The organism is Saccharospirillum sp., assembly GCF_040881935.1.
GTDB lineage: Bacteria > Pseudomonadota > Gammaproteobacteria > Pseudomonadales > Natronospirillaceae > Saccharospirillum.
The window spans coordinates 112,200-134,849 of record NZ_JBBECH010000017.1; the positions used below are offsets into that span (position 1 = coordinate 112,200).

The 22,650-nt window shown below is 56.2% G+C and carries 25 protein-coding genes and 1 riboswitch; of the genes, 16 read left to right on the plus strand and 9 right to left on the minus strand.

Annotated features, from left to right (window positions below; genetic code table 11):
* Positions 1-116: 116 nt before the first annotated feature.
* Entirely contained in the window at positions 117-749 is a 633-nt protein-coding gene (locus tag WEB54_RS01910) for a cytochrome c (RefSeq protein ID WP_368052958.1), read from the minus strand.
* Positions 750-982: 233 nt separating this feature from the next.
* On the opposite strand from WEB54_RS01910, the gene yihA reads away from it, so the two are divergent.
* The 4 genes from yihA to WEB54_RS01930 all read left to right on the plus strand — a co-directional run bounded on the left by yihA (position 983) and on the right by WEB54_RS01930 (position 3,753).
* Complete coding sequence (yihA, locus tag WEB54_RS01915) at positions 983-1,636, plus strand: ribosome biogenesis GTP-binding protein YihA/YsxC (RefSeq protein ID WP_368052959.1); 654 nt, start codon at positions 983-985, stop codon at positions 1,634-1,636.
* A gap of 261 nt (positions 1,637-1,897) precedes the next feature.
* Entirely contained in the window at positions 1,898-2,158 is a 261-nt protein-coding gene (locus tag WEB54_RS01920; RefSeq protein WP_368052960.1) for a YheV family putative zinc ribbon protein, read from the plus strand.
* A gap of 35 nt (positions 2,159-2,193) precedes the next feature.
* Positions 2,194-2,658 carry a 5-(carboxyamino)imidazole ribonucleotide mutase gene (purE, locus tag WEB54_RS01925; RefSeq protein WP_368052994.1) on the plus strand — a complete coding sequence of 155 codons (465 nt, stop codon included), beginning with the start codon at positions 2,194-2,196 and terminating at the stop codon, positions 2,656-2,658.
* A gap of 3 nt (positions 2,659-2,661) precedes the next feature.
* Positions 2,662-3,753, plus strand: a complete 1,092-nt coding sequence (locus WEB54_RS01930) for a 5-(carboxyamino)imidazole ribonucleotide synthase (RefSeq protein WP_368052961.1) — start codon at positions 2,662-2,664, stop codon at positions 3,751-3,753.
* An 11-nt stretch (positions 3,754-3,764) separates the two neighbouring features.
* On the opposite strand, the gene WEB54_RS01935 is transcribed toward WEB54_RS01930, so the two are convergent.
* Complete coding sequence (locus WEB54_RS01935; protein ID WP_368052962.1) at positions 3,765-4,373, minus strand: hypothetical protein; 609 nt, start codon at positions 4,371-4,373, stop codon at positions 3,765-3,767.
* Positions 4,374-4,595: 222 nt separating this feature from the next.
* Positions 4,596-5,924 carry an MATE family efflux transporter gene (locus WEB54_RS01940; protein ID WP_368052963.1) on the minus strand — a complete coding sequence of 443 codons (1,329 nt, stop codon included), beginning with the start codon at positions 5,922-5,924 and terminating at the stop codon, positions 4,596-4,598.
* A gap of 339 nt (positions 5,925-6,263) precedes the next feature.
* Here WEB54_RS01940 and coxB point away from each other — a divergent pair, with 339 nt between their 5' ends.
* The 4 genes from coxB to WEB54_RS01960 all read left to right on the plus strand — a co-directional run bounded on the left by coxB (position 6,264) and on the right by WEB54_RS01960 (position 10,581).
* Complete coding sequence (gene coxB, locus WEB54_RS01945; RefSeq protein ID WP_368052964.1) at positions 6,264-7,394, plus strand: cytochrome c oxidase subunit II; 1,131 nt, start codon at positions 6,264-6,266, stop codon at positions 7,392-7,394.
* 11 nt (positions 7,395-7,405) lie between these two features.
* The gene (ctaD, locus tag WEB54_RS01950) at positions 7,406-8,992 is read left to right on the plus strand and encodes a cytochrome c oxidase subunit I (protein ID WP_368052965.1); all 1,587 of its coding nucleotides are present in this window, start codon (positions 7,406-7,408) and stop codon (positions 8,990-8,992) included.
* Between the two features lie 25 nt (positions 8,993-9,017).
* The gene (locus tag WEB54_RS01955) at positions 9,018-9,584 is read left to right on the plus strand and encodes a cytochrome c oxidase assembly protein (protein ID WP_368052966.1); all 567 of its coding nucleotides are present in this window, start codon (positions 9,018-9,020) and stop codon (positions 9,582-9,584) included.
* A gap of 85 nt (positions 9,585-9,669) precedes the next feature.
* Positions 9,670-10,581 (plus strand): cytochrome c oxidase subunit 3, encoded by a 912-nt coding sequence (locus tag WEB54_RS01960; RefSeq protein ID WP_368052967.1) that lies wholly within the window; start codon positions 9,670-9,672, stop codon positions 10,579-10,581.
* Positions 10,582-10,634: 53 nt separating this feature from the next.
* Here the strand turns inward: WEB54_RS01960 and WEB54_RS01965 are convergent, their stop codons facing one another.
* Entirely contained in the window at positions 10,635-10,853 is a 219-nt protein-coding gene (locus tag WEB54_RS01965) for a DUF2909 domain-containing protein (RefSeq protein ID WP_368052968.1), read from the minus strand.
* Between the two features lie 54 nt (positions 10,854-10,907).
* Between WEB54_RS01965 and WEB54_RS01970 the strand changes: the two genes are divergently transcribed.
* The 5 genes from WEB54_RS01970 to WEB54_RS01990 all read left to right on the plus strand — a co-directional run bounded on the left by WEB54_RS01970 (position 10,908) and on the right by WEB54_RS01990 (position 14,939).
* Positions 10,908-11,606 carry an SURF1 family protein gene (locus WEB54_RS01970; protein WP_368052969.1) on the plus strand — a complete coding sequence of 233 codons (699 nt, stop codon included), beginning with the start codon at positions 10,908-10,910 and terminating at the stop codon, positions 11,604-11,606.
* A 112-nt stretch (positions 11,607-11,718) separates the two neighbouring features.
* Entirely contained in the window at positions 11,719-12,300 is a 582-nt protein-coding gene (locus WEB54_RS01975) for a hypothetical protein (protein WP_368052970.1), read from the plus strand.
* 71 nt (positions 12,301-12,371) lie between these two features.
* Complete coding sequence (locus tag WEB54_RS01980; RefSeq protein WP_368052971.1) at positions 12,372-13,388, plus strand: heme A synthase; 1,017 nt, start codon at positions 12,372-12,374, stop codon at positions 13,386-13,388.
* On the plus strand, positions 13,381-14,283 hold the full coding sequence (gene cyoE, locus WEB54_RS01985; RefSeq protein ID WP_368052972.1) for a heme o synthase: 903 nt from the start codon (positions 13,381-13,383) through the stop codon (positions 14,281-14,283). The genes WEB54_RS01980 and cyoE overlap by 8 nt, the downstream gene beginning before the upstream one ends.
* Positions 14,280-14,939: an SCO family protein gene (locus tag WEB54_RS01990; RefSeq protein ID WP_368052973.1), complete on the plus strand. Its 660-nt coding sequence runs from the start codon at positions 14,280-14,282 to the stop codon at positions 14,937-14,939. The genes cyoE and WEB54_RS01990 overlap by 4 nt, the downstream gene beginning before the upstream one ends.
* Here the strand turns inward: WEB54_RS01990 and WEB54_RS01995 are convergent.
* Positions 14,936-15,823, minus strand: a complete 888-nt coding sequence (locus tag WEB54_RS01995; protein WP_368052974.1) for a cobalamin-binding protein — start codon at positions 15,821-15,823, stop codon at positions 14,936-14,938. The genes WEB54_RS01990 and WEB54_RS01995 overlap by 4 nt on opposite strands.
* A 52-nt stretch (positions 15,824-15,875) precedes the next feature.
* Positions 15,876-16,044, minus strand: a riboswitch (cobalamin riboswitch).
* Between the two features lie 194 nt (positions 16,045-16,238).
* On the opposite strand from WEB54_RS01995, the gene pip reads away from it, so the two are divergent.
* The 3 genes from pip (at position 16,239) to WEB54_RS02010 (ending at position 20,009) form a co-directional block, all read left to right on the plus strand.
* A complete protein-coding gene (gene pip / locus WEB54_RS02000; RefSeq protein WP_368052975.1) occupies positions 16,239-17,210 on the plus strand; it encodes a prolyl aminopeptidase in 972 nt (323 codons plus the stop codon).
* Between the two features lie 83 nt (positions 17,211-17,293).
* Positions 17,294-17,731 carry a D-aminoacyl-tRNA deacylase gene (gene dtd / locus WEB54_RS02005; protein WP_368052976.1) on the plus strand — a complete coding sequence of 146 codons (438 nt, stop codon included), beginning with the start codon at positions 17,294-17,296 and terminating at the stop codon, positions 17,729-17,731.
* Positions 17,732-17,828: 97 nt separating this feature from the next.
* On the plus strand, positions 17,829-20,009 hold the full coding sequence (locus WEB54_RS02010) for a diguanylate cyclase (RefSeq protein WP_368052977.1): 2,181 nt from the start codon (positions 17,829-17,831) through the stop codon (positions 20,007-20,009).
* A 12-nt stretch (positions 20,010-20,021) separates the two neighbouring features.
* Here the strand turns inward: WEB54_RS02010 and WEB54_RS02015 are convergent, their stop codons facing one another.
* The 4 genes from WEB54_RS02015 to WEB54_RS02030 form a co-directional block, all read right to left on the minus strand.
* On the minus strand, positions 20,022-20,372 hold the full coding sequence (locus tag WEB54_RS02015; RefSeq protein ID WP_368052978.1) for a hypothetical protein: 351 nt from the start codon (positions 20,370-20,372) through the stop codon (positions 20,022-20,024).
* A 58-nt stretch (positions 20,373-20,430) separates the two neighbouring features.
* Positions 20,431-21,165 (minus strand): gamma-glutamyl-gamma-aminobutyrate hydrolase family protein, encoded by a 735-nt coding sequence (locus WEB54_RS02020; RefSeq protein WP_368052979.1) that lies wholly within the window; start codon positions 21,163-21,165, stop codon positions 20,431-20,433.
* Positions 21,166-21,307: 142 nt separating this feature from the next.
* Positions 21,308-21,985 carry an OmpA family protein gene (locus tag WEB54_RS02025; protein ID WP_368052980.1) on the minus strand — a complete coding sequence of 226 codons (678 nt, stop codon included), beginning with the start codon at positions 21,983-21,985 and terminating at the stop codon, positions 21,308-21,310.
* A gap of 87 nt (positions 21,986-22,072) precedes the next feature.
* Positions 22,073-22,603: a winged helix-turn-helix transcriptional regulator gene (locus WEB54_RS02030; protein WP_368052981.1), complete on the minus strand. Its 531-nt coding sequence runs from the start codon at positions 22,601-22,603 to the stop codon at positions 22,073-22,075.
* Between the last annotated feature and the right edge of the window lie 47 nt (positions 22,604-22,650).

Here is a 22,650-nt window from a genome sequence, read left to right on the forward strand (position 1 = left end):
ACTTTGCCTGAAAGCCTGCCACAAAAAAAGCGAAGGCCGTTAGCCGGTCTTCGCTTTTCATTGTCTTTACCTCGGGTTAACCGGGCCTGAACGGCCGGTTTAAGCCGGGCCTGGGATCAGTGCAGCCCGCTGATATAGCTCGCCAGTGCTTCAATTTCGAAGTCTTTCAGGCGGAAAGCGGTTGAGCGCATAACCCGGGATTCACCATCGTTGGTGCGGGCTTCATCGCTGGGTTCAGACGCCCGGTAGCCACGCTGGAATTTATTCAGCTGGCTTTCAATATAAGCGGCATGTTGACCAGACAACATTGGATAGCCAGCGGGTGCGTTACCGGCACCGGTAGGTGAATGACAACCGGCGCATGAAGGTACACCGGTTTCCGGGTTACCACCACGATACAGTTGCTCACCGAGTGCGACCAGGTCCGGATCGGCGTTGCCAACGGTCTTGCTCTGACTGGCATAGTAGGCGGAGATGTCTTCGAGCTGGTCTTCACTGAAACCGTCGAGCAAGCCAGCCATCTGGGGGACGATGCGATCGTCGTTTTGTATGTCAATCAGCTGTTTCAGCAAATAGGCTTCACCCTGACCCGCCAGCTTGGGGAAGGAAGCGACAGCACTGTTGCCATCGGCACCGTGGCAAGCGGCACAGGTCTCTGTGTATTGCTCGCCGTCTTCAGCATTGCCCTCGGCCACTGCAAAACCGGAAATGCCAGCCAGCATGGTAAGGCCTACGATCAGTTTTTTCATGTCGCGTCCCGCACGTCAAAGGTGGAAAAGGTCTGTCATCAGAACGGATATGCACGGATCCGGTTTCTGATCACGCCAGTAATATAACCGGGCATTATATAGACCCGGGAGGGTGTTGAGAAGAAACCCCGCGACTTGAGTGGGTATTAATTGAACGTAGACTGGTCAGTAGGACTCCGTCCAGGCCGGATTTCAGGTACACTGCCGGTTTTTAACCTCCGGTGAGAGACCCCATGTCGGTTTTGCGTTTTGATTCGGCCCGATTCCTGACCAGTGCCCAGCATTTACAACAAAGCCCCCCTGACAGTGGGGCTGAAGTAGCCTTTGCCGGTCGCTCCAATGCGGGCAAAAGCAGTGCGATGAATGCACTGACCCGTAATTCCAAACTCGCCCGTACGTCCAAAACGCCGGGGCGCACCCAGTTGATCAACTATTTTTCGTTGTCGACCGAGAACTGCCGTCTGGTCGACTTGCCTGGGTATGGATACGCCAAGGTCAACCGGGACATGAAGGAAGACTGGGAAAAGAACATCGGCGAGTATCTGGCCGACCGGCACAGCCTTAAGGGAATCGTACTGGTGATGGACGTGCGCCACCCGATGACCGAGTTCGATGAAATGATGGTGCGCTGGGCGATTCAGACGCAGATGCCGCTGCGCGCCCTGTTAACCAAGAGCGATAAACTGAAGAAGGGCCCGGCCAAGACTACTATGATGAAAGTGCGCAGCCAGTTGCAGTCGCAGGCCAACTGGCTCTCGGCGCAGTTGTTCAGCTCACTGAAAAAGGACGGTGTCGCCGAACTGGAAGGCTGGTTACGGGAGCAGATGGAGCCTGAGCCAGAACCTGAAGACACCACTGATGACGTTTCCGGGAATTCTGACTCATAGCTTTAAACCGTGCCACTCATCGCTAGCCAAAAACCTGCTCGGCAATCGGGTTATCAATGGCCATGTCGGCGGACAGGGGTTCAGCAGAGTGTCGGGTTTGGTAAGCATGAGGCTCATGCAAGCCACCCGCACACAAGCACTGGCGACAGCTAATCAGCTTAGCACAGGAACTTCTCTGGCTGATGGCGTTTTGACCAAGCGGTCGACAATGACGCTGCTGCGCCACTTCCGTATAATGGTGATTTTAAGAGGCAGTTGACGATGACAGTCCGATTTATCGCCGGTGCGGTATGCCCTAAATGCGGCACAATGGATACCCTGAAAGCGGGCTATGAACATGAGGGTGCCGTCATGGTGCGCGAATGCGTCGACTGCGGCTACATTGACCGGATCAGTCAGACCCACCAGAGCCTTAATGAAATTAAAACCCGGGTCACGCCGCCACCGGCCGAACCGGACGTCGAAGCAACCCCGGTCAAAATTATTGATCCAACCCTACCCGCTAAGGATGACACCCAGTGACGCAAAACGCCCCGGTTGTAACCGTTGGCATCATTATGGGTTCCCAGTCCGACTGGGCAACGATGAGCCATACCGCCGATACCCTGACCCATCTGGGGATCGCCCATGAATGCAAAGTGGTGTCGGCGCACCGTACGCCCGACCTGCTATTCGACTATGCGCAATCGGCTTTTGACCGGGGCCTGAAAGTCATTATCGCCGGTGCTGGTGGTGCGGCTCATTTGCCCGGTATGTGTGCTGCCAAAACGCATTTGCCAGTGCTGGGTGTCCCGGTTCAGAGCAGCATGCTCAGCGGTGTTGATTCTTTGTTGAGCATTGTCCAGATGCCAGCTGGCATCCCGACGGGAACGCTGGCTATCGGCAAGGCTGGCGCGATCAATGCCGCTTTGCTGGCCGCTAGCATCCTCGCTAACGACGATGCCGAGGTACGTGCCGCGTTGCTCAAATTCCGTAGCGATCAGACCGAGCGGGTACTGGCCAATCCGGTTCCGGGAGACTGACGCATGCGTATCGGAGTCATAGGAGGCGGCCAACTGGGTCGTATGATGGCGCTGGCGGCGGTGCCGCTGGGCATTCGCATGGCGTTTCTGGACCCGGCCAAAGGCGCCTGTGCTGGCGACCTGGGGCCTCTGGTTGAAGGCGCGTACGATGATCACTATGCCATTCGCGAACTGTTAAAAATGTCGGATCGGGTCACCTTTGAGTTCGAAAGTGTACCCCCGAAAACGGTGGCCTTTATCGCCGAACAGGTGCCGGTTTATCCCTCGGCCCGGGCGCTGGAAACCGCCCGGGATCGCTGGCTGGAAAAAAATCTGTTTCAGCGTCTGGATATTCCCACCGCACCGATAGCCGATATCACCGACCAGGCGGATCTCGACCGTGCTCTGGAGCGTCTTGGTCTGCCAGCCATTTTAAAAACACGTACCCTGGGTTACGACGGTAAGGGACAAAAAGTGCTACGCACGGCGGACGATGCCGCAGATGCCTTTGCCGAGCTGGGTTCAGTGCCGCTAATTTACGAAGGGTTCGTCGAGTTTGACTACGAGGTGTCCTGCATCGGGGTGCGCTCGGCGTCCGCCGAACTCGCGTTTTACCCACTGGTGCGCAATGAGCATCGCCAGGGCATGTTGTACCGGTCACAACCGCTGGCCGATCATCCCCTGCAACGTCTCGCTGAGGCGGCAGTCGGGCAGGTTATGGCCGCACTCGACTACGTCGGAGTGCTCGCGTTTGAATTTTTTGTGGTGGGCGATCGGTTGCTGGCCAACGAGATTGCGCCACGTGTGCACAACTCTGGCCACTGGACCATTGAAGGCAGTACCTGCAGTCAATTCGAAAACCATATTCGCGCTGTAGCCGACCTGCCACTGGGCCGGTGCCGGGCCTCTCAGCCAGTTGCCATGTACAATCTCATCGGTGCCATGCCCGAGCGCAACGCCGTAATGACCATTCCCGGAACACACTGGCACGACTACGGCAAAGACCCGCGACCGGGGCGAAAAATTGGCCACATCACAATAACAGCGCCCACCGATAAACAGCTGGAAGAGCGTTGTCGGCAGGTGGAAACATTGCTGGTCAACGATCTGGGCTAGCGAACCCAGGCCTAGCCAGCCCAGGACAATCGCACGCCGTGCCGGGATGCCAGGCAGGGATAAGGCGGTGCCTGGTGAATAGTTTGACCAGAGGCCCTGACGGGTTCAAATGCCCGGGGCTGCTTTTCGATGATTTCCAATACAGCGGCATCCAGCTCGTTGGCGTAGGCGTCGCCGATCAGGGTGTGCACCAGCAGGTTTGACAGGGAAGTATCCCAGCTGAGTGCAGCACACCGGGTGATCAGCTTGCGCCGGTCGTGCCATTCTTCGAGCAGACGGTGGCAGAAATACACCTTGTCGAGTATCCCCAAAATACCAAACTCCAGACGCTTGGGTTCCAGGCTGGAAAAAAACGCGGCAGCGATGTTGTGCAACTGATCGAAGTCAGCGGCGTGTCCATCCCGGTTGGCTAACCCTCTGGCCTCCTCCAGCAAGATCGGCAACAAGCGACAGTATTGAATCAGCATGGCGGTCAGCCGTTGCTCCGGCACACCGTGTTCTACGATGAACAGGCTGGGGTGTTTCCGGTGAAACACGGCGATAAAGCGTAGCAGGCTCTGGGGCCCTTCCGGGGCTGCCAATGCTTGATCCAGGGCCGTGTCAATATAGGATGTGGACATTACGTCGAGCCTTGTCGGGTGACAGGGTTAGATGGCATGCAGATAGCCAAAACCAGAGAACTAAAACAACAATGCCTAAACAAGCCTTTCAGTGTTTGCTAACCCCATGGGGTTGCAGACTGTCGTCGTGAGCGCCAAGCGGTCTGAGTGCACGAACCATCAGTATAGTTCAGACAATGCTTTTTGCCTGAGTATTGAGCGGCTTTGTGAATGGTTTCGGGTTCAATAACGCAGGGTGTTCCGCGTCATAGGCAGCAATGATTTCCAGTATACACTGAGCATCCAGACGGAACGGCCGATAAACATCAGGCTGAAACTGACCCAGAGCGCCTGTTGGGTCGCCGGGAGCCACTGGCTCGCCAGTACAAAACTGACAAACCCGAACACCACACCATTGCGCATCTGCGCGGTCAGTCTGGCGCCAATAAAGACGCCATCCAGCCAGTAGGCGGTACCGGCCAGCACTGGCATGGCGATGACCCAGGGCAAATAATCGCTGGCCTGCTGTTGCAGTGTCGCTTGGCTGGTCAGGATACCCAGCAGGCTATTGCCCAATAGCGCAAACAGGGTTGTCAGCGCCACGGCTAACCCGAACGCACACCAGCCCGTGGTCCACAGGGCCTCACGCAATGCCAGCGGATCACGTTGCCCAATCGCCAGTCCGACCTGGGCCTCGGCTGCTGCAGCGCTGGCATCCAGGCTGTTGGAGATTAGCGTCAGGAACGCCAGTAGAATGGCATTGCTGGCCAGCACAGTGTCACCAAGCGTCGCACTCAGCCGGTTAAACCAGGCAAAGCCCATCAGCAGTAGAAAAGTGCGGATAAACAGGCTGACACTGACACTGAAAATATGAGTGTAGGCAGCCAACGTTCTGAGCCGCGTTGCATCCAGGCCAGCGGGCAACGCTTTTAGGGTGCGCCACAGGGTGAGCAATACCAGCGTCAGCGCCAGGTATTCACTGATCACGGTACCCAGCGCAATGCCATCGGTGGTCATACCGAAGCCGTAAACCAGGGTTACGTTCAAAACCAGATTCACCAGCTGCGCGACCGAGACGGTCACCAGGCCGATGCGGGTATTCTGCAAACCAATAAAGAACCCCAGCAGCATGGAGGTAAACACCTGCGCAGGCACACCCCAGATTCGAATGTTGAGGTAGATGCGGGCCTCAGTGGTGGCTGCATCGGAGGCTTGCATAAACTCTAGCCCCAATTGAATCAGCACCGATTGAGCAAGCAGAATAATCGCCGATAACAGCGCGGCGACCAGGCTGTACTGGGCCAGTTGCGTGCGGATTAGCCCGGCATCGTTGGCTCCCTTGGCCTGGGAGGTGAAGCCGGACAGCCCCATCGACAGAAAGTTGAAACCGAGGAATACAAACGCCATCAGGCTAGCCCCAAGGGCCACACCGGCAAGGTAGATGCTGTCGTCCAGATGGCCGAGCACAGCGGTATCCACCAGTCCCAATAGTGGCAGCGAGAGATTGGCCAGCATGACGGGCCACATCAGAGCCCAGGTGCGGCGCCAGGCGTTGGATGATACCTGGATCATTTCAGGCTGGCCTCGGGGTAAATTTTTGAGCGTGCATAATTGGCCTAAGCTGTTGTTTTTACGTATACTTTCGTCTTTTCTGACTGATATTTGAACAACCGTTGGAACGCTTGATGCTTGGGTTTTAAAAAGTTCCGTGTTTATACTAACTCGATTAAATCTGAATCGGGTGGTCCGGGAAACAAGAAAGACTCAATTCGGCACAGATTAACCTTAGGCTGCTGCTTAGCCCTTCACTCAGTAAGTTGCTAATCAGACGCCAGCAAGCGCAGTAAATTAGGTGAGCTGGCCCGACCCTGGAATCCCAATAAAAAACAAGTGCAGAGGTGAAGGATGCAGATGAAGCTGCAAAGGGTATTTATTGCCCTGACGGCGCTGTTGATAAGTTCGGTCGCGCGTGCCGACTGGACGCTCAATATGCCCCGGGGTGTGACAGACATCAGCCAGGAGATTTACGGTCTCCATATGCTGACGTTGTGGGTGTGCGTGGTTATTGGCGTGCTGGTCTTTGGTGTTATGTTCTATTCCATGTTCAAGCACCGCAAATCCAAAGGCGCCGTGTCGGCCAATTTCCATGAAAGCACCAAAGTCGAGCTGGCCTGGACCCTAATTCCTGCGGCCGTCATTTTTGTGATTGGGGTGAAGGCAACCTACACCCTGGCCGACATGTATAACTTTGAAGAGTCTGAAGTGACGCTTGAAGTTGTTGGTTACCAATGGCGCTGGCGTTATCGTTACATCGATGAAAACGCCGAACAGGAAGTCAGCTTCTTCTCCAGCATGTCCACCCCGCGTGATGAGATCAACAACCGTCTCGAGAAGAACGAGAACTACCTGCTGGAAGTGGATGAGCCTGTGGTATTGCCTACCGGCACCAAAGTTCGTTTCCTGCTCTCCTCTGCAGACGTGATTCACTCCTGGTGGGTACCGGCGCTGGCCGTTAAGAAAGACGCGATTCCCGGTATCGTCAACGAAGCCTGGACCATCATCAACGAAGAAGGCACCTACCGCGGGCAGTGCACCGAACTGTGCGGCAAGGACCATGGCTTTATGCCGGTTGTGGTAGAAGCCGTCTCCCCCGAGGAATTCGAAGCCTGGCTCGCGGAAAAAGAACAGGCCGCCATTGAGCTGGCGGAACTGAACGACCGCGAATGGACTTTCGATGAACTGATGGAGCGTGGTGAAGAAGTCTACAGCTCAGCCTGTGCTTCCTGTCACCAACAAAACGGCTCGGGTGTGCCAGGTGCCTTCCCGGCACTGGCGAACAGCCCGATTGCACTGGGTGCGGCCGAAGGGCATCTGGATGTGGTGGTCAACGGCGTTCGTGGCACCGCCATGGCCGCTTATGGCAACCAATTGAGCGACGCCGACATGGCTGCCGTGATTACCTACGAGCGTAATGCCTGGGGCAACGACGTGGGCGATATGGTCACCCCGATTGATGTTTACAACTTTAAAGCCGGCGAATAAGGAGGCATGACATGACGACTGCTACCCATGATCATGACCATGATCACGAACACCACGGGCCGGCCAAAGGCCTGACGCGCTGGCTCTATACGACCAACCACAAAGACATCGGTACCATGTATCTGTGGTTCAGTTTTGCGATGTTTTTGCTGGGCGGCACCTTTGCCATGGTGATCCGCGCTGAACTGTTCCAGCCTGGCCTGCAGCTGGTGCAGCCGGAATTCTTTAACCAGATGACCACCATGCATGGTTTGATCATGGTGTTTGGTGCCGTGATGCCAGCCTTTGTCGGCCTGGCCAACTGGATGATTCCGATGATGGTCGGGGCGCCAGACATGGCCCTGCCGCGCATGAACAACCTGAGTTTCTGGATTTTGCCCTTCGCCTTCGCGATGCTGACCAGCACTTTGTTCATGGAAGGTGGTGGTCCCAACTTCGGCTGGACCTTCTATGCGCCACTGTCGACGACTTACGCGCCGCCCAGTGTGACCTTCTTCATTTTTGCCGTGCACATCATGGGCGCCAGTTCGATCATGGGGGCGATCAACATTGTTGCCACCATTCTGAACATGCGTGCTCCGGGCATGACGTTGATGAAAATGCCGCTGTTCGTCTGGACCTGGCTGATTACCGCATACCTGCTGATTGCTGTCATGCCGGTTCTGGCCGGTGTGGTCACTATGATGCTGATGGACATTCACTTCGGTACCGCCTTCTTTAACGCGGCCGGGGGTGGTTCTCCTGTTCTGTTCCAGCACATTTTCTGGTTCTTTGGGCACCCTGAAGTCTACATTATGATTCTGCCAGCCTTTGGTATTGTCTCGGCGATCATTCCGGCCTTTGCCCGCAAGCAACTGTTCGGCTACAGCTCCATGGTGTATGCAACGGCTTCTATTGCCTTCCTGAGCTTCATTGTCTGGGCGCATCACATGTTCACCGTGGGCATTCCTTTCCTGGGGGAAGCGTTCTTCATGTGGGCGACCATGCTGATTTCGATACCGACTGGGGTGAAGGTATTCAACTGGGTTACCACCATGTTCCGGGGTTCGATCACCTTTGAAACGCCTATGCTGTTCGCCATTTGCTTTGTCGTATTGTTCACCATCGGCGGCTTCTCCGGCCTGATGCTGGCGGTGGCTCCGGCTGACTTCCAGTATCACGACACCTACTTTGTGGTGGCGCATTTCCACTATGTGCTGGTGCCGGGTGCCGTGTTCTCGATCATGGCAGGGGTGTATTACTGGCTACCCAAGTGGAGCGGTAAGATGTACAACGAAACCCTGGGCAAGGTGCACTTTTGGCTGAGCTTTATCGGGGTCAACGTCTTATTCTTCCCGCAGCATTTCCTCGGCTTGGCTGGTATGCCGCGTCGTATTCCGGATTACGCGCTGCAGTTTGCCGACTTCAATATGGTGTCGAGCATTGGTGGCTTCCTGTTTGGTGCCAGCCAGTTGCTGTTCCTCTACATCGTGGTGCATACCATTGTGGCGGGCAAACCAGCACCGGCCAAACCCTGGGAAGGGGCTGAAGGTCTGGAATGGACCGTCGATTCACCGGCGCCCTACCACACCTTTTCAACACCGCCCAAGATTGACTGACGCGGGTTAAACCAGGAGAACCAGCATGAGCGACGCAGACAACGCACGCCCCAGCCACACACGCATCATCGTGAAGATGGTGTTTGTAGTGTTCGGTATGCTGGCTTTCGTTTTCGTTGGCCTGGTGCCCATGTACAACCTCATTTGTGAATGGACCGGTATTACCGGTCGCACCAATGAGGCGTCACTGGTTCAGGACTATGTGGTCGATGAAAACCGGGACATCAAAGTTCAGTTTCTGGCGAATACCAATGCCGACATGCCGTGGGAATTTCGGCCCATGGTAAAGACGCTTACCGCGAAACCGGGTGAAGTGGTCGAAGTCAGCTATTTTGCCAAAAACGCGACGCCACGTGATATGACCGCTCAGGCAATTCCGAGTTTGTCGCCTTTTGAGGTAACGCCCTATTTCCACAAGACCGAATGCTTCTGCTTTAACCAGCAGCCGCTGCTGGCCGGAGAAGATGTGGAGATGGCGCTGGTGTTCCAGATCGACCCGGATCTACCCGCCTGGGTACAAACGATCAGCCTGAGTTATACGCTGTACGATGTCAGTAGCGAACAGAAATCGGCGGCCCTTACGTTGCAGTAACGGTTAGCCCACCCAAATAACCGGGGATGACAGTACCAGCAGGGCTGATCAACCCCACAAGAACAAGAACAGGATGGAGAGTGCGATGTCCAGCAATGCCGCGACAAGCAGTACAACCCATGAGCACTACTATGTGCCCGCGCAGAGCCGTCTGCCAGTGTGGATGGCCTTTGGCATGTTCCTCACCGTCTTCGGTGCCGGTAAAATGTTGAACGACATGTCATCCGGTACGCAGGATACGAGCTCACACTGGTGGTTTTTTGCCGGTGCGCTGGTGTTCGCCGTGGTGATGTATAACTGGTTCAGTAAGGTTATCCGTGAAAACCATGCTGGCCTGAACAGTGCCCAGTTAAAGAAGTCATACGTCTGGGGCATGGGCTGGTTTATTTTCTCGGAAGTGATGTTTTTTGCTGCCTTTTTTGGTGCGCTGTTTTATGTGCGCCACTACGTCGGACCCTGGATCGGTGGCGAGGGTGACAAAGGCATTACCAACTATCTATACCCTGGTTTCGAATTCAGCTGGCCGTTGTTGAGCAACCCCGACAACAGCCTGTTCCAGGCACCGGAAGCGGTTATTCACGCCTTTGGCCTGCCGCTGATTAACACCATTATCCTGATTGCCTCGAGCATCACCCTGACGGTTGCGCACCATGCGCTGCGCGCCGGTCATCGCAAGCAATTGAATATCTGGCTGGGCATCACGGTAGCACTGGGTGTTATCTTCTTGTTCTTTCAGGCAGAAGAGTACATTGAGGCCTACCAGCATCTGGGGCTGACGCTCGAAAGCGGCATCTATGGATCAACCTTCTTTATGCTGACCGGTTTTCACGGCGCTCATGTCACCATCGGTACCTTTATGCTGGCGGTGCAACTGGGGCGGTCGTTGCGAGGTCACTTCAAGCCGGAAGATCATTTCGGATTTGAGGCGTCAGCCTGGTACTGGCACTTTGTAGACGTAGTCTGGTTGTGCTTGTTTGTGTTGGTTTACTGGATTTAACGGCACCCGGTTTTTCTGACGGAGCCTGTTCCGGGCTCCGTCGATTCACTGCCTCAGTAACGCCCGCTCCAGGGAGCACCCTGAGTCAGCTCGCCAGACACATAGCCATACACCAGAACGACCACGATCATGACGGCCAGACTTACCCTGATGGTCAGCAACTTAACCATTCGTTTTGAATCCGGCTCGTCTTTGAACAGGGCCACCAGGGCACCGCTCAGTGACAGCAACATGGCAATGATCAGCACCACCATGATGACTTTTAACAACATAACTCTGACTCCTGAAAAAAGGGGTTGGAAAGGTTTCGGAATTGACGACGCGCTATGACATTCAAACCCGGCGTGGCGCTAACCGTTTTTGTGGCCGTATTTTTGCCGCTGTTTGTCGCGCTGGGGTTTTGGCAGCTTAACAGAGCTGAGCAAAAAACCCAGTTGGAAGCGCAGTTGCAGGCGCGCACGGTGATTGAACCACTAACAAATAGCACAGACCCGGTAGATTACCAGTTGTATCGGTTAACCGCTGAGCTCGACAGTGATACCCCCTGGTTGCTGGATAACCGCACCTGGGAAGGTCAGGTCGGGTATGAAGTCTGGGTGCCGCTGGACGCCGGAGACCGTTGGTATCTTGCTTCGCTGGGCTGGGTTTCCGGGTCGGCGGATCGCCGCCAGCTGCCGGAGTTGGCGTTTCCAACGGGAAGCCGGGTCTGGGTGGGGCAGTGGCGACCGCTGAGTGACAGCATTGTACTGGCCGATACGCCGTTAACGGATCAGTGGCCCCAGGTTATTCAGGCGATAGCACCGCAAGCGATGGCTGAAAAAATGCAACGCGAAGCACCGGCCGGTTTATTACAATTGACCGCAGGCCAGCCTGGAGTTGGCCAGGTTATCTGGACACCGTCGGTGATGTCAGCGCAGATGCATACCGGCTACGCTCTGCAATGGTTTGCGATGGCCGTGGCGTTGGCTGCCATGTACGGCTTTGCCGGTGTCCATTTTGGCAGGCGGCGCGAGCCCCGGCCTTAACAAGACCGGCCATAACCCGGGCACAACATAGTATGTGTGTCCTGCGGGACCAGACTCTAACCCTTATTGTCACGGGGTTCCTGACCATCAGGAGCATCGTGCGGAGAACGTTATGACTCAATCCACTCGGATGACACCCCGGAGCAACGGCTTCAACAAGGTGCAAATGCTGGTCATTTTGCTGACGCCGTTACTGGTAATGGCGTCTTCGACCCTACTCTACTTTTCCGGTTGGCTGACGCCAGATGAACGGGTCAACAAGGGCATTCTGCTGACGCCGGTGCTGCAACTCGACGATCTGGGGCTGAACCTCGAAACGGTTAACCCCGAGCGCCAATGGCTAATGGTGCAAACCTCGGCCAACTGCTCGGCCGACTGTGAACAGCAGGTGTACCTGCAACGACAGACGCATGTGGCGCTGGGTAAAAACGAGCCGCGGATGAAGCGGTTGTTGTTGTCCCGGTCGACCGGCCTGGAGGGGCTGACCGGGCAATACCCGGGCCTGGAGATTCACCCGCTGACAGGAGTGTCGGATACGTTTCGCGAGCAGGTGCCCGGGCAATTCAGTGAACAGAACTATGTCTTTATTGTCGATCCATTGGGGAATATCCCGCTGTATTTTACGCCCGCCAATACCTTTAATGATCAGTTGGATGATTTGAAAAAGCTGCTGAAATTGTCGACGATCGGCTAATGCGAGATCGGTAACAGTGGATTGCCGGGTGGGCTGTGCCAACCTGACCGAATTATAAGAAAGAGGAATTGATGGTGTCTAGTTATGGTGTAAAACCCGGTTTTAAACTGGCAGCCTTCGCCACCCTGTTTGCCATCGCTGTCGTGGTGCTCGGGTCCTTTACCCGGCTGGTCGATGCCGGGCTTGGCTGTCCGGACTGGCCCACCTGTTATGGCCACTTCTGGGCACCGCAAACCGATGAACAGATTAATCGGGCCAACGAAGCGTTTCCGGAAATTCCCGTTGACCTGGAGAAAACCTGGCCGGAAATGGTGCATCGTTATCTGGCCTCAATCCTTGGCCTGGTGATTCTGATCCTGGCGGTGGTGTCGTTTCGTCATCGGCACCGGCCCGAGCAGCCGCTTAAATTACCGTTGTTGCTGCTCTTTCTGGTGATTCTTCAGGGAGTCTTTGGTGCCTGGACGGTCACGCTAAAACTTTGGCCCCAGGTGGTTACCGCCCATCTACTCGGTGGTTTTGCAACCTTCACTCTGTTGTGGCTTTTAACAATGCGGCTGCAGAGCGCACCTGTCGGGCTGCGGTTTTCCCGTGCGCCCCGTCAGTTACCAAGGGTGTTGGCGGCGGTGACGTTGGTGGTTGTGGTCGGCCAGGTGTTTCTGGGTGGTTGGACGACGTCCAATTATGCCGCCTTGGCCTGTCCGGATCTATTTACCTGCCAGACGCAGTGGTGGCCAGAGGCCGATTACGTTGCCGGTTTCGATCTGGCCCACCCCATCGGCCCCAATTACCTGGGTGGTCATCTGGAGGTGCCCGCCCGCACCGCGATTCATATGGCCCACCGCATTGGCGCCATCGTGACCACGGTACTCTGTCTCTGGCTGTTCTGGCGCCTGATCCAAATTCGCTTTGCCGGCCCCGCCGGAGCCCTCTTGCTGATTCTGCTGGCGCAGGTCACACTGGGGTTAAGCAACGTGTATTTCGGTTTACCACTGACCGTCGCGGTTCTGCACAATCTCGGCGGTGCGCTATTGTTAGCGGCAGTGGCAACCGTCAATTTTATTCTGTATCGAGAGGCCAAGCATGTCTAAAACAGTAGCGGCCCCTGTCAGCCACCGTGCCTGGCAAGACTATTACGAGATGACCAAACCCAAGGTGGTCATGTTGATGCTGATCACCGCCTGGGTGGGTATGGCGCTGGCGCCACAGCAGGGTATGGCGAGCTTGGCCAACTGGGTATTTGGCACCCTGGGTATTGCTGCCCTGGCCGCAGCCGGTGCCGCCTTTAACCATCTGGTCGATCATAAGATTGATCAATTGATGGCCCGCACGCATCGTCGGCCGGTAGCGACCGGTCGGGTCAGCCAGCGCAATGGGCTGATCTTCGCGTTCAGCCTGACGCTGCTCGGTTTTGCCGTATTGATGGTCTTTGTCAATGCCCTGACTGCCTGGCTGACCCTGGCGTCCATGGTTGGTTACGCGGTGATCTACACCGGCTTCCTGAAGCGGGCAACACCGCAAAACATTGTCATCGGCGGGCTCGCCGGTGCCATGCCACCGCTGCTCGGCTGGACCGCTATTTCCGGTAGTATCGGCGCCCTGCCGCTGTTGCTGGTGCTGATCATCTTTGCCTGGACGCCGCCGCATTTCTGGGCCCTGGCGATTCATCGCATCAAGGATTATCAGAACGCCGATATTCCGATGATGCCAGTCACTCATGGCATCCAGTACACCAAAATACATGTCTGGCTCTACAGCTGGCTGCTGCTGGCGATCAGCCTGCTGCCCTTCGCTACGCTCAATATGGGCCCGGTGTATGCCGTCTGCGCGTTGGCGCTGGGGTTGCGGTATTTGCAATGGAACTGGTGGTTGTTGATGGATCGTAAAGTTGATGCGGCCTGGGGCTCGTTCAAGTTCTCGATCACGTATTTGCTGCTATTATTTGTCGCCCTACTGCTGGACCATTCGATCAGGACCTTTCTATGACCACCGAGACCCTGCCTGCACCGCCCAAACGCCGTATTATCTGGACTGTTCTAGTGTTGTTTGGCCTGGTCGCTGTGGTGTTTGCCGGTTCGATCTACCGCACGCTGAACGCATCGCCCGACTTGCAGGCAGAGCTGGAACAGCGCGATACCCTGTATTTTGACACCGTGCGTGACGTTCCGGTCGTTGAGCTGGTCTCACACCAGGGTGAGACGTTCTCAACCAGTGGTTTTGATGACCAGTGGCATGTGATCAATTTCGGCTATACCTTCTGCCCCGATATCTGCCCGACCAACATGACCGATATGGCCCAGGCCTACCGGACACTGACCGAGCAAGGTCTTGCTGACCAGGTACGGATGTGGATGGTGACCGTCGATCCCGCCCGCGATACACCGGAAGTACTGGCCGACTATGTACCCTTCTTCCACCCCGAGTTCACTGGCCTGACCGGCGACGTCGCCGACTTGCAAACTCTGGCGCAACAACTGAATACCTTGTTTTACCCCGAGGGTGAAGGCGAGGTCTATACCGTTGCCCACAGCGACAACATTGCCATCATTAACCCGCAAGGTGAGTACCGGGCGTTGCTGCGACCACCGCACAGCCCCCGCCAGATAGCGGAAGTCATGGCGTTGCTGGTCGAATACGACTAATTCAAGCGCTCCCGCACCTGATCCATTGCTTCACACAAAGCCGTTGCCCCTTTAATCAGACCGGGTACCGGCCGGTGCAAAGTGTCCGGGTCCGTTGCTATCAGGGCATCATTGACGACGGCCTGTAATTGCGGCCACTGGTGCCAGCGCGAGGCTTCGCCCGCATCCGACGGGCCGGTGACGATGACCTCCGGGTTCTTGCCGATCACCGCCTCCAGGCTAACCTGGGGTGATGGAGCCAGCAGATCTGCAAACACATTGACCCCACCGCAGACTTCGATGACCTTGCTGATGAATGTCTCTCCATTCAGGGTAATCAGCGGGTCGTGCCACACCTGGTAGAACACCTGTAACGGACGCTTGCCGCCAAAACGTTCCACTAATCGCGCTATATCGGCGGTAAAGGCATCCGCGACTCGGTTAGCTGAATGCTGGCGGCCGGTGAGCTCTCCAAACTGGCGCAGGGTGCGGTCTATATCGGCAAATGTCTGCGGATCGGAGGTGAACACCGGGTAGCCCAGTGCCTGCAGCCGGTTTATCTGTGCCAGGTTGGCACCACTGGTAAAGGCGATCAGCAGGTCGGGTTCCAGCGCCAGAATGGCCTCGGTATTGAGAGCGTTGTAATCGCCCACCCGGGGGAGAGCCTGGGCCGCTTCCGGGTAATCAGCAAAGGTGACGGTGGCCAGTATCAGGTCGCCAGCCCCTATCTCGAATAATAATTCGGTGGCGTGGGGTACCAGACTGACGATGCGCTGAGCTGGCCGGTCCAGTACCAGTAACTCACCGGCGTCGTCGATGACACGGATATCGGCCCAGAGCCAGGGCACACACAGCAGAGTAATAAGGCCGGTTGTTATCGGTTTTATGTAAGACAGTGGTTTCATTAAAGGCAGGTCTCCCTAACGCGAGGATGATGGGCATGCCGGCCTGACATCACCGGAACGTCCTGTCCTGGACGGGCATTCGGGCTTTGGCGACACCACTCACTTGCTATCGAAGCGGGTGCTTGGTTCGCCTTACCGTTGCGCGACAGCTCCGGATTTTCACCGGATTCCCCCGTAGTACACGTCGTAGAAACTGAACCGCCCGGTTTGGGGCAGGCTCAGCGACGTCCAGGTGCAGCGATAGTAGGGGATGACGCTGCGCTTCACAATAACGGGAAGCCGGGTACTGTGCAGCCTGGTGCGGCTGTGTCATCATTAACTGTCCGTTTTTTAGCCACGATGCTGCTGATGGACCGACAAGTTCACATTGGCGTTGTCGGCGCAAACAATAATAAGCCCGTGAAGAGGATACTGAATGCTGCCGCTCTACCCTGAAATTCGCCCCTATAACGAGAGCTATCTGGCGGTAGGCGCTGGTCACCAACTCTACTTCGAAGAGTCTGGTACCGCCGAGGGTCTACCGGTTGTGGTGATTCACGGCGGTCCCGGAGCCGGGTGTTCCGATCAGATGCGGCGCTTTTTCGACCCCGAACATTATCGCATCATCCTCTACGATCAGCGCGGCGCCGGTCGTTCCGAACCTCATGCCGATACCGACCACAATACCTCGGCCGATCTGGTCGGGGACCTGGAGCAATTGCGCCAGCACCTGAAGGTTGATCGCTGGCTTTTGTTCGGCGGCAGTTGGGGCAGCACCCTGGCGTTACTCTATGCCGAAGCCCACCCACGGCGGGTGTCAGCGATGATTCTGCGCGGCATTTTCCTGGGCCGCCAGCAGGATCTCGACTGGCTTTACCAGAGCGGAGCCGGACGATATTTTCCAGAAGAATGGGAGCGTTTTCTCGAGCCCGTCGAAGACGCGACCGGCACCGATCTGATTGAGACGTATCATCAACTTTTGCACGGTAGCAACGACCTCGCCCGGGTAGGCGCCGCCAAAGCCTGGGCACGCTGGGAAGCCGTCAATGCGTCGTTGCGACCGAGCAGTCAGTCGCTCGACTATTTCACTCAAACGCATGTGGCACTCAGCCTGGCACGCATTTCGGCGCACTACTTCCGCAACCACTGTTTCCTGGCCGAGAACCAGATTCTGGCGCAGGCGTCGGTGCTTTCCGGGATACCCGGAACCATTGTTCATGGCCGCTACGACATGATCTGTCCCCCGGAACAAGCCTGGGCACTGTCGAAGCACTGGCCGGATGCGGAACTCGATTTTATTCGGGAAGGCGGTCATTCCGCCTTTGATCCGGCCAATGTCGACGCCCTGATCCGTGCAACGGAGCGATGGAGCCGCTATCTGCGGCAGGATCCCGGGCGGGCGGAATAGGACAGGACCATAGCTTTTTTGACGAACCCTGGCTGTTTAGCGGCCGGACCTCTGGTCACTCCCCCTATTTGGACTAATTTCCCATGAAAGCACTCATTCAGCGCGTCACCCAAGCGCAAGTTACGGTCGACACTGTCGTCATAGGAGCGATTGACCAGGGACTTTTGGTGCTGGTGGGTGTCGATCCGGGTGATGCTGCACCGAATATCGAAAAAATGGCCCACCGTTTACTTAACTACAGGGTGTTTGCTGATGCCGACGGGCGGATGAACCTGAACGTCCGCCAGGTAATGGGTGGCGTGTTACTGGTGCCGCAATTTACACTTTCGGCGGATACCCGCAAAGGTCTGCGCCCGAGTTTCACCTCGGCCGCCAGCCCGGAACAGGGTTTAAGCGTCTTTACGGCTCTAGTCGACACAATAAAACAACAATACGAAGGGGTAGAAACCGGTCAATTCGGTGCCGATATGCAAGTGAGCCTGACCAACGACGGCCCGGTTACCTTCCTGCTGGAGAACTAATTGGGCTCGCTTTCCGCTATGAGGGGGCGCAAACGACACTCCTGCAATCGCTTGTTGGCACAGAGGTCTTTACAATGGTTGACCTTCGGACACGACAATGACCGCTCCTATGAAAGAGGTTGGCAATGTGACAGCGGGTCAGTACGTCGCTTTTGACAAGTGCCTGGAACAAGCCTGGCAGGCCATGCTGTCGGATACAGACAAAGCGTTCAAACTGCTAGATCATGCCCGAACACTGGTCGATTCCAGTGTGCGGAGAGAGTGCCAGCTTTTCTTCCACGAAGGCTGGGCCTATATTTTTCAAGGTGATCATCTTCAGGCCCTTAAACAGCTCACTGAATCGCTGGCACTGGCTGAGCAAATAAAAGATCCTGAGGAGTTCTGGCGCATCCATAACGGCATGGGTATGGCCTACCAGGGCATGGGGCAATACGGCGAGGCACTGCACCACTACCGTCAGTCTTTGGCGATCTCCCAATCTGTTGTCAACATAAATGGCATTTTCGCCTCTCAGTTGAATTTAGCCGCTCTCCATTACGAAATCGATGACCTGGTCAGTGTTGAAGAGCTGCTAAACCAGATGTTGGGGCTCGATTCGGCTGCGATAACCGCTGAAAACCTGGGTGAGGCAGCATTGCTGCAGGCTCATTTGCACAGCCGTCGAAGCCGGTTTCAGGATGCCCTGCTGGGCTGTCGAGCCGCCCTGGAATACGCGCGGCAACTGAACTTCGGCCATCTGGAAATCCAGGCGCTGATCGCGGTTGCGAGGTGTCAGCGTTTGCAGAACCGCCTGGTCGAGGCGGAAACCACCCTGCTGGTCACCATCGATCACCCGGAATTCGATAAAGAGGGCGTGACCGGGCTTTACGCCTACATCGAATTGGCCAAAGTGCTGGCCTCCACCGGCCATTTTTCGCGGGCGGTGCGCACCTTGCGACAGGGCCTGCGGCGAGAGGCACTCCCCGAGTTCAGCCTGATTCAGCAACGCGCCCTGGAAACCCTGGCGGTCTGTCTGGAGCGCGCTAAAAAATATCGTGCCGCCCATATTGTCCTGCGCCTGACGCTGGATCTTGAACGTAAGCTGCAACAACGCGATGTTCGCCGGCAAATCGAACTGCGCCAGTATGAAGCCAAGATGGAAGACGAGCGGCTTGCCCGGCAACTTGCCCAGCACGAAAACCGTCAACTCAAGGCCGCCCAGTCCCGGTTGCAACTGATCAACGAACTGGCACGCCAGTTGGCGTCGTCATTGCGCATCGAAGACATTGGCCAGAAACTATATGACATCGTGAAGGAGCGGCTCGATGTGCACTTTGTGTCCCTGGCACTGAACCGACCTGACGTTGAAGCCATTGAATACGTTATGGCGATTGACGATGGCACCCGCCTGCCCGGGTTTTCGATTCCCTATTCGTTCCAGCAAAGCCGCGCGGTGCAGGCCATCCGCTCGGGAACACCGCTGCTGATCAGCGGCGAAAACCAGCAGCTTCGTTCTCTCCGGGTGGGTGACAACCGGATGCTGCCGCTATCCCAGCTGTTTGTCCCGCTGATTCACAACCAGTCCGTTATCGGCATGGTATCGTTGCAAAGCTCTATAGCCGAACGTTTTGGCGACGATGAACTGGAGCTGCTGAGCTCCCTGGCCCCTTTTATTGCCATAACGCTGAGTAATGCGTTGAGTCACCAGCAACTGTTTGAAGTCAACACCGCCCTGTCGCATGAGAAGACACAAATAGAAGCGGCCCAGCAACGCATAGAGTACATGGCGAATCACGATACGCTGACGGGTTTGCCCAACCGGCGTCTGTTGGTAGATTTTGTTGATGAGCGCATCGCTGTGGCCAACGAAACCGGACGCACCTTCTATCTGGTCTACATCGATCTGGACGGCTTCAAGCCGGTGAACGATCGCCACGGTCACCGCGTCGGCGATTCCGTGCTGACTACGCTCGCCAACCGGCTGTCAGATGCGTTGCGCAAAGCCGACTTTGCCGCCCGGGTCGGTGGTGACGAGTTCGTTATCATCGTTGATGATTTCGATAATGAACCGGCCATTCATGCCTTTATCAGCCGGATGTTGTCAGTAATTGAAAAGCCGGTTATCTCGGAAAACGAGGAGGTTACGGTCTCGGCCAGTATTGGCGTGGCTCGCTACGGAACTCACGGGCGTGATTTGGATACTCTGATGCACCATGCCGACCAGGCCATGTACGGCATCAAGCGATCCGGTAAGGGCGGCATCGCCTATGCCGAATTGCATCCGCGACTGCTGTTCTGATGATCCGGCGTATCAGCCGCCAGAGAAACTCATCATTTTCAAGGCCAGACTGGCAAACACCAGCAAACTCACCAGCCAACTCCAGAACACCAGTGTTTCCCAGCCATGCCGGGCACGCTGACGCAGACCCTTGGGCGGGTCTTTTTCCGGCCGGCTCAAGGCCAGAATAGCGCCCAGTAATACCAGCCCCAGTCCTGCCACGAATCCCGTAAACAGCTCGTCCCCGCTGAGTTTAGGCCGGGCGATGGCCCAGGCGATCATCGCCGGGAATACCAGAGCGCCCAGTATCATTAATGGCCAGGCCAGCCGACGCATCGGGTAGAGCCTGACCAGGGTGGCGTGTTGCAACGTCATCAGTTTCATTGGGTATTCGGTTCAATTGTTGACGGATGGCTAAAATGGTCTGGGTGCATCCTGCCTGTTAACGGTGGCTGCTGTCCAGGAAGTCCCGCATCCAGCGACCGATCCGTTCACCCTGATGGTCCCCGGCCAAGCTGGCTTCTACGGCCTGCATCTGCTCGTCGGAAATATCGTTCTCGCGGTATTTCAGCAAGTCTTGTTGATAGTCTATGGTGAACTCCGGGTGGCCCTGAAAACAGAGTACCCGGCCAGGAATGTGATAGGCGGCGTAGCGACAAAAGTCGTTGGTTAACAGGGTTTCGGCACCGGGAGGCAAGGTCAGCACCTGATCGCGATGGCTGATTAACAGGGAAACCGGCTCGGGCTGGTCAACAAAACCTGGCAACGAGGCCAGGGCATCATCGTGAAAGTCATAAGTCATGACCCCCAAGCCCCAGCCACGCTCGGCTCTGCCAGCTTTTCCACCCAGTGCGTGAGCCAGCAGCTGGTGACCAAAACAAATGCCGATGAGTGGCTTCCCGGCCTGATAAATGTCTTTACAAAAGGCCCGCAACCGAACAATCCAGTCATGTTCGGCAAAGGCATCGTGCTGGCTACCGGTGATCAGGTACGCATCGTAATCGTCGATAGATTCCGGGTATATGCCGTCAATGACCGGGAAAACCCCAATATCTCCGCGAAACTCAACCCGATCCAACAAGGCAGTGAACATCTGTCCATAGCTGTGGTAAGTCGGTTTCAGGGCCGGTCTCAGCACATCGGTTTCCAGGATGGCCAGTTTCAGGGGTGTTGTCATAAAGGTTGGGCATTCCGGATAGTAGTCGCAAGGAAGTTTTAGATAGCAGCCTAAGGCTGAACCCAGGGTGGGCCATTATGGTTATAGCGAAGCGGATTTCAAGCGGCCCCGGGGCGGAGCCGCGTATCAGTGCAGAAAGGCTTTATTCAGCGACGATGGCTTCGAGGCTGATTTCGACCCGGCGATTGGATGCCCGGCCTGCCGCTGTGCTGTTGTCGGCAATGGGGCGCAGCTCGCCACTGCCTACAGCCGCAACGCGCTCGAAGGCGATGCCCTGGCTCAACAGAACTTCGGCCACGCTGGCGGCACGCCGTTCAGACAGCGACTGGTTATAGTTCTCAGAGCCGGTGCTGTCGGTATGCCCCTCGATGGTGACCAGGGTATTTTCGTATTCCTGCACCACTCGGGCAACCGAACTCAGGGTGCCGATAAAGTCGGCACGCAGCTCGGAACTGTCGGTATCGAAGGTGATGTTGCCGGGCATAATCAGGTTAATCTCGCCCTCTTCGGTACGTTCAACCTGAACACCGCTGTTCACCAGTTCCTCGCGCAGTTCGGCTTCCTGCCGATCCATGTACAGGCCCACACCGCCACCCGCTACACCACCGATACCGGCGCCGATCAGGGCACGCCGGGCGCGATCTTCCTTGGGTGCCGTTGCCGCACCCAGAACGGCGCCGATCAGGCCACCCGCGATGGCCCCTTTGGACGCACCGCTGACCTGGGATTCACCCGTGTAGGCATCCAGTGTTGTACAACCGGTTAGCACGGCGCCAGACAAGGCCAGGGGCAGAGCCAGTTTATACCAGGTATTCATCATAGATTCTCCGTTTCACAAACAGCAGGATCGATAACCTCGTGACACACAGGGTTACCGATAAAAAACATCTTGATAGGCTAATACGGATCAGCGTTTAAAGCGATGACTGATCAGATCCAGTGGCAAGGCGGACGACTGCTTTGCTTCTTCCATCACAATATAGCTCTTGGATTCGCGCACATGTGGCAGTGCCAATAACAGATCTCCAAGGTACTTGCGGTAACTGGGCAGATCCGTCAGCCGAATCTTGACCAGGTAATCCGATTGCCCCGAGACCAGATGGCACTCCTGTACATAACTGAGCCCATCGACCGCTTTGCGAAACTCATCAAAGGCTTGGGTCGACTGGTTCGACAGGGTAATCTCGATAAATACCAGCAACCCCAGACCCAATGCCTCGGGTGACAGTATCGCCTGGTAACCCTGAATAAGACCTGACTGTTCCAGCCGTTTTACTCTGTCCATACAAGGCGTAGTCGATAACCCGACTGTCTGAGCCAGATCGACATAGGAGATGCGAGCGTTATCCTGCAGGGTTCGAAGGATCTTAAGATCGATTCGATCCAGCTTACGGTTCTTGCCAGAATCAGCAGCGGTAGGGCGGGCAGTGTCGGACATCGGTATTCCCCGGAAAGTTCCCTCAGCATACCTGAGCGCCCGGCGCA

What these genes read in the sequence shown, in the direction of transcription:
- WEB54_RS01910 (WP_368052958.1), bottom strand. Translation starts at nt 749, where the DNA reads ATGAAAAAACTGATCGTAGGCCTTACCATGCTGGCTGGCATTTCCGGT.
- yihA (WP_368052959.1), top strand. Translation starts at nt 983, where the DNA reads ATGTCGGTTTTGCGTTTTGATTCGGCCCGATTCCTGACCAGTGCCCAG.
- WEB54_RS01920 (WP_368052960.1), top strand. Translation starts at nt 1,898, where the DNA reads ATGACAGTCCGATTTATCGCCGGTGCGGTATGCCCTAAATGCGGCACA.
- purE (WP_368052994.1), top strand. Translation starts at nt 2,194, where the DNA reads ATGGGTTCCCAGTCCGACTGGGCAACGATGAGCCATACCGCCGATACC.
- WEB54_RS01930 (WP_368052961.1), top strand. Translation starts at nt 2,662, where the DNA reads ATGCGTATCGGAGTCATAGGAGGCGGCCAACTGGGTCGTATGATGGCG.
- WEB54_RS01935 (WP_368052962.1), bottom strand. Translation starts at nt 4,373, where the DNA reads ATGTCCACATCCTATATTGACACGGCCCTGGATCAAGCATTGGCAGCC.
- WEB54_RS01940 (WP_368052963.1), bottom strand. Translation starts at nt 5,924, where the DNA reads ATGATCCAGGTATCATCCAACGCCTGGCGCCGCACCTGGGCTCTGATG.
- coxB (WP_368052964.1), top strand. Translation starts at nt 6,264, where the DNA reads ATGAAGCTGCAAAGGGTATTTATTGCCCTGACGGCGCTGTTGATAAGT.
- ctaD (WP_368052965.1), top strand. Translation starts at nt 7,406, where the DNA reads ATGACGACTGCTACCCATGATCATGACCATGATCACGAACACCACGGG.
- WEB54_RS01955 (WP_368052966.1), top strand. Translation starts at nt 9,018, where the DNA reads ATGAGCGACGCAGACAACGCACGCCCCAGCCACACACGCATCATCGTG.
- WEB54_RS01960 (WP_368052967.1), top strand. Translation starts at nt 9,670, where the DNA reads ATGTCCAGCAATGCCGCGACAAGCAGTACAACCCATGAGCACTACTAT.
- WEB54_RS01965 (WP_368052968.1), bottom strand. Translation starts at nt 10,853, where the DNA reads ATGTTGTTAAAAGTCATCATGGTGGTGCTGATCATTGCCATGTTGCTG.
- WEB54_RS01970 (WP_368052969.1), top strand. Translation starts at nt 10,908, where the DNA reads ATGACATTCAAACCCGGCGTGGCGCTAACCGTTTTTGTGGCCGTATTT.
- WEB54_RS01975 (WP_368052970.1), top strand. Translation starts at nt 11,719, where the DNA reads ATGACTCAATCCACTCGGATGACACCCCGGAGCAACGGCTTCAACAAG.
- WEB54_RS01980 (WP_368052971.1), top strand. Translation starts at nt 12,372, where the DNA reads ATGGTGTCTAGTTATGGTGTAAAACCCGGTTTTAAACTGGCAGCCTTC.
- cyoE (WP_368052972.1), top strand. Translation starts at nt 13,381, where the DNA reads ATGTCTAAAACAGTAGCGGCCCCTGTCAGCCACCGTGCCTGGCAAGAC.
- WEB54_RS01990 (WP_368052973.1), top strand. Translation starts at nt 14,280, where the DNA reads ATGACCACCGAGACCCTGCCTGCACCGCCCAAACGCCGTATTATCTGG.
- WEB54_RS01995 (WP_368052974.1), bottom strand. Translation starts at nt 15,823, where the DNA reads ATGAAACCACTGTCTTACATAAAACCGATAACAACCGGCCTTATTACT.
- pip (WP_368052975.1), top strand. Translation starts at nt 16,239, where the DNA reads ATGCTGCCGCTCTACCCTGAAATTCGCCCCTATAACGAGAGCTATCTG.
- dtd (WP_368052976.1), top strand. Translation starts at nt 17,294, where the DNA reads ATGAAAGCACTCATTCAGCGCGTCACCCAAGCGCAAGTTACGGTCGAC.
- WEB54_RS02010 (WP_368052977.1), top strand. Translation starts at nt 17,829, where the DNA reads ATGACCGCTCCTATGAAAGAGGTTGGCAATGTGACAGCGGGTCAGTAC.
- WEB54_RS02015 (WP_368052978.1), bottom strand. Translation starts at nt 20,372, where the DNA reads ATGAAACTGATGACGTTGCAACACGCCACCCTGGTCAGGCTCTACCCG.
- WEB54_RS02020 (WP_368052979.1), bottom strand. Translation starts at nt 21,165, where the DNA reads ATGACAACACCCCTGAAACTGGCCATCCTGGAAACCGATGTGCTGAGA.
- WEB54_RS02025 (WP_368052980.1), bottom strand. Translation starts at nt 21,985, where the DNA reads ATGATGAATACCTGGTATAAACTGGCTCTGCCCCTGGCCTTGTCTGGC.
- WEB54_RS02030 (WP_368052981.1), bottom strand. Translation starts at nt 22,603, where the DNA reads ATGTCCGACACTGCCCGCCCTACCGCTGCTGATTCTGGCAAGAACCGT.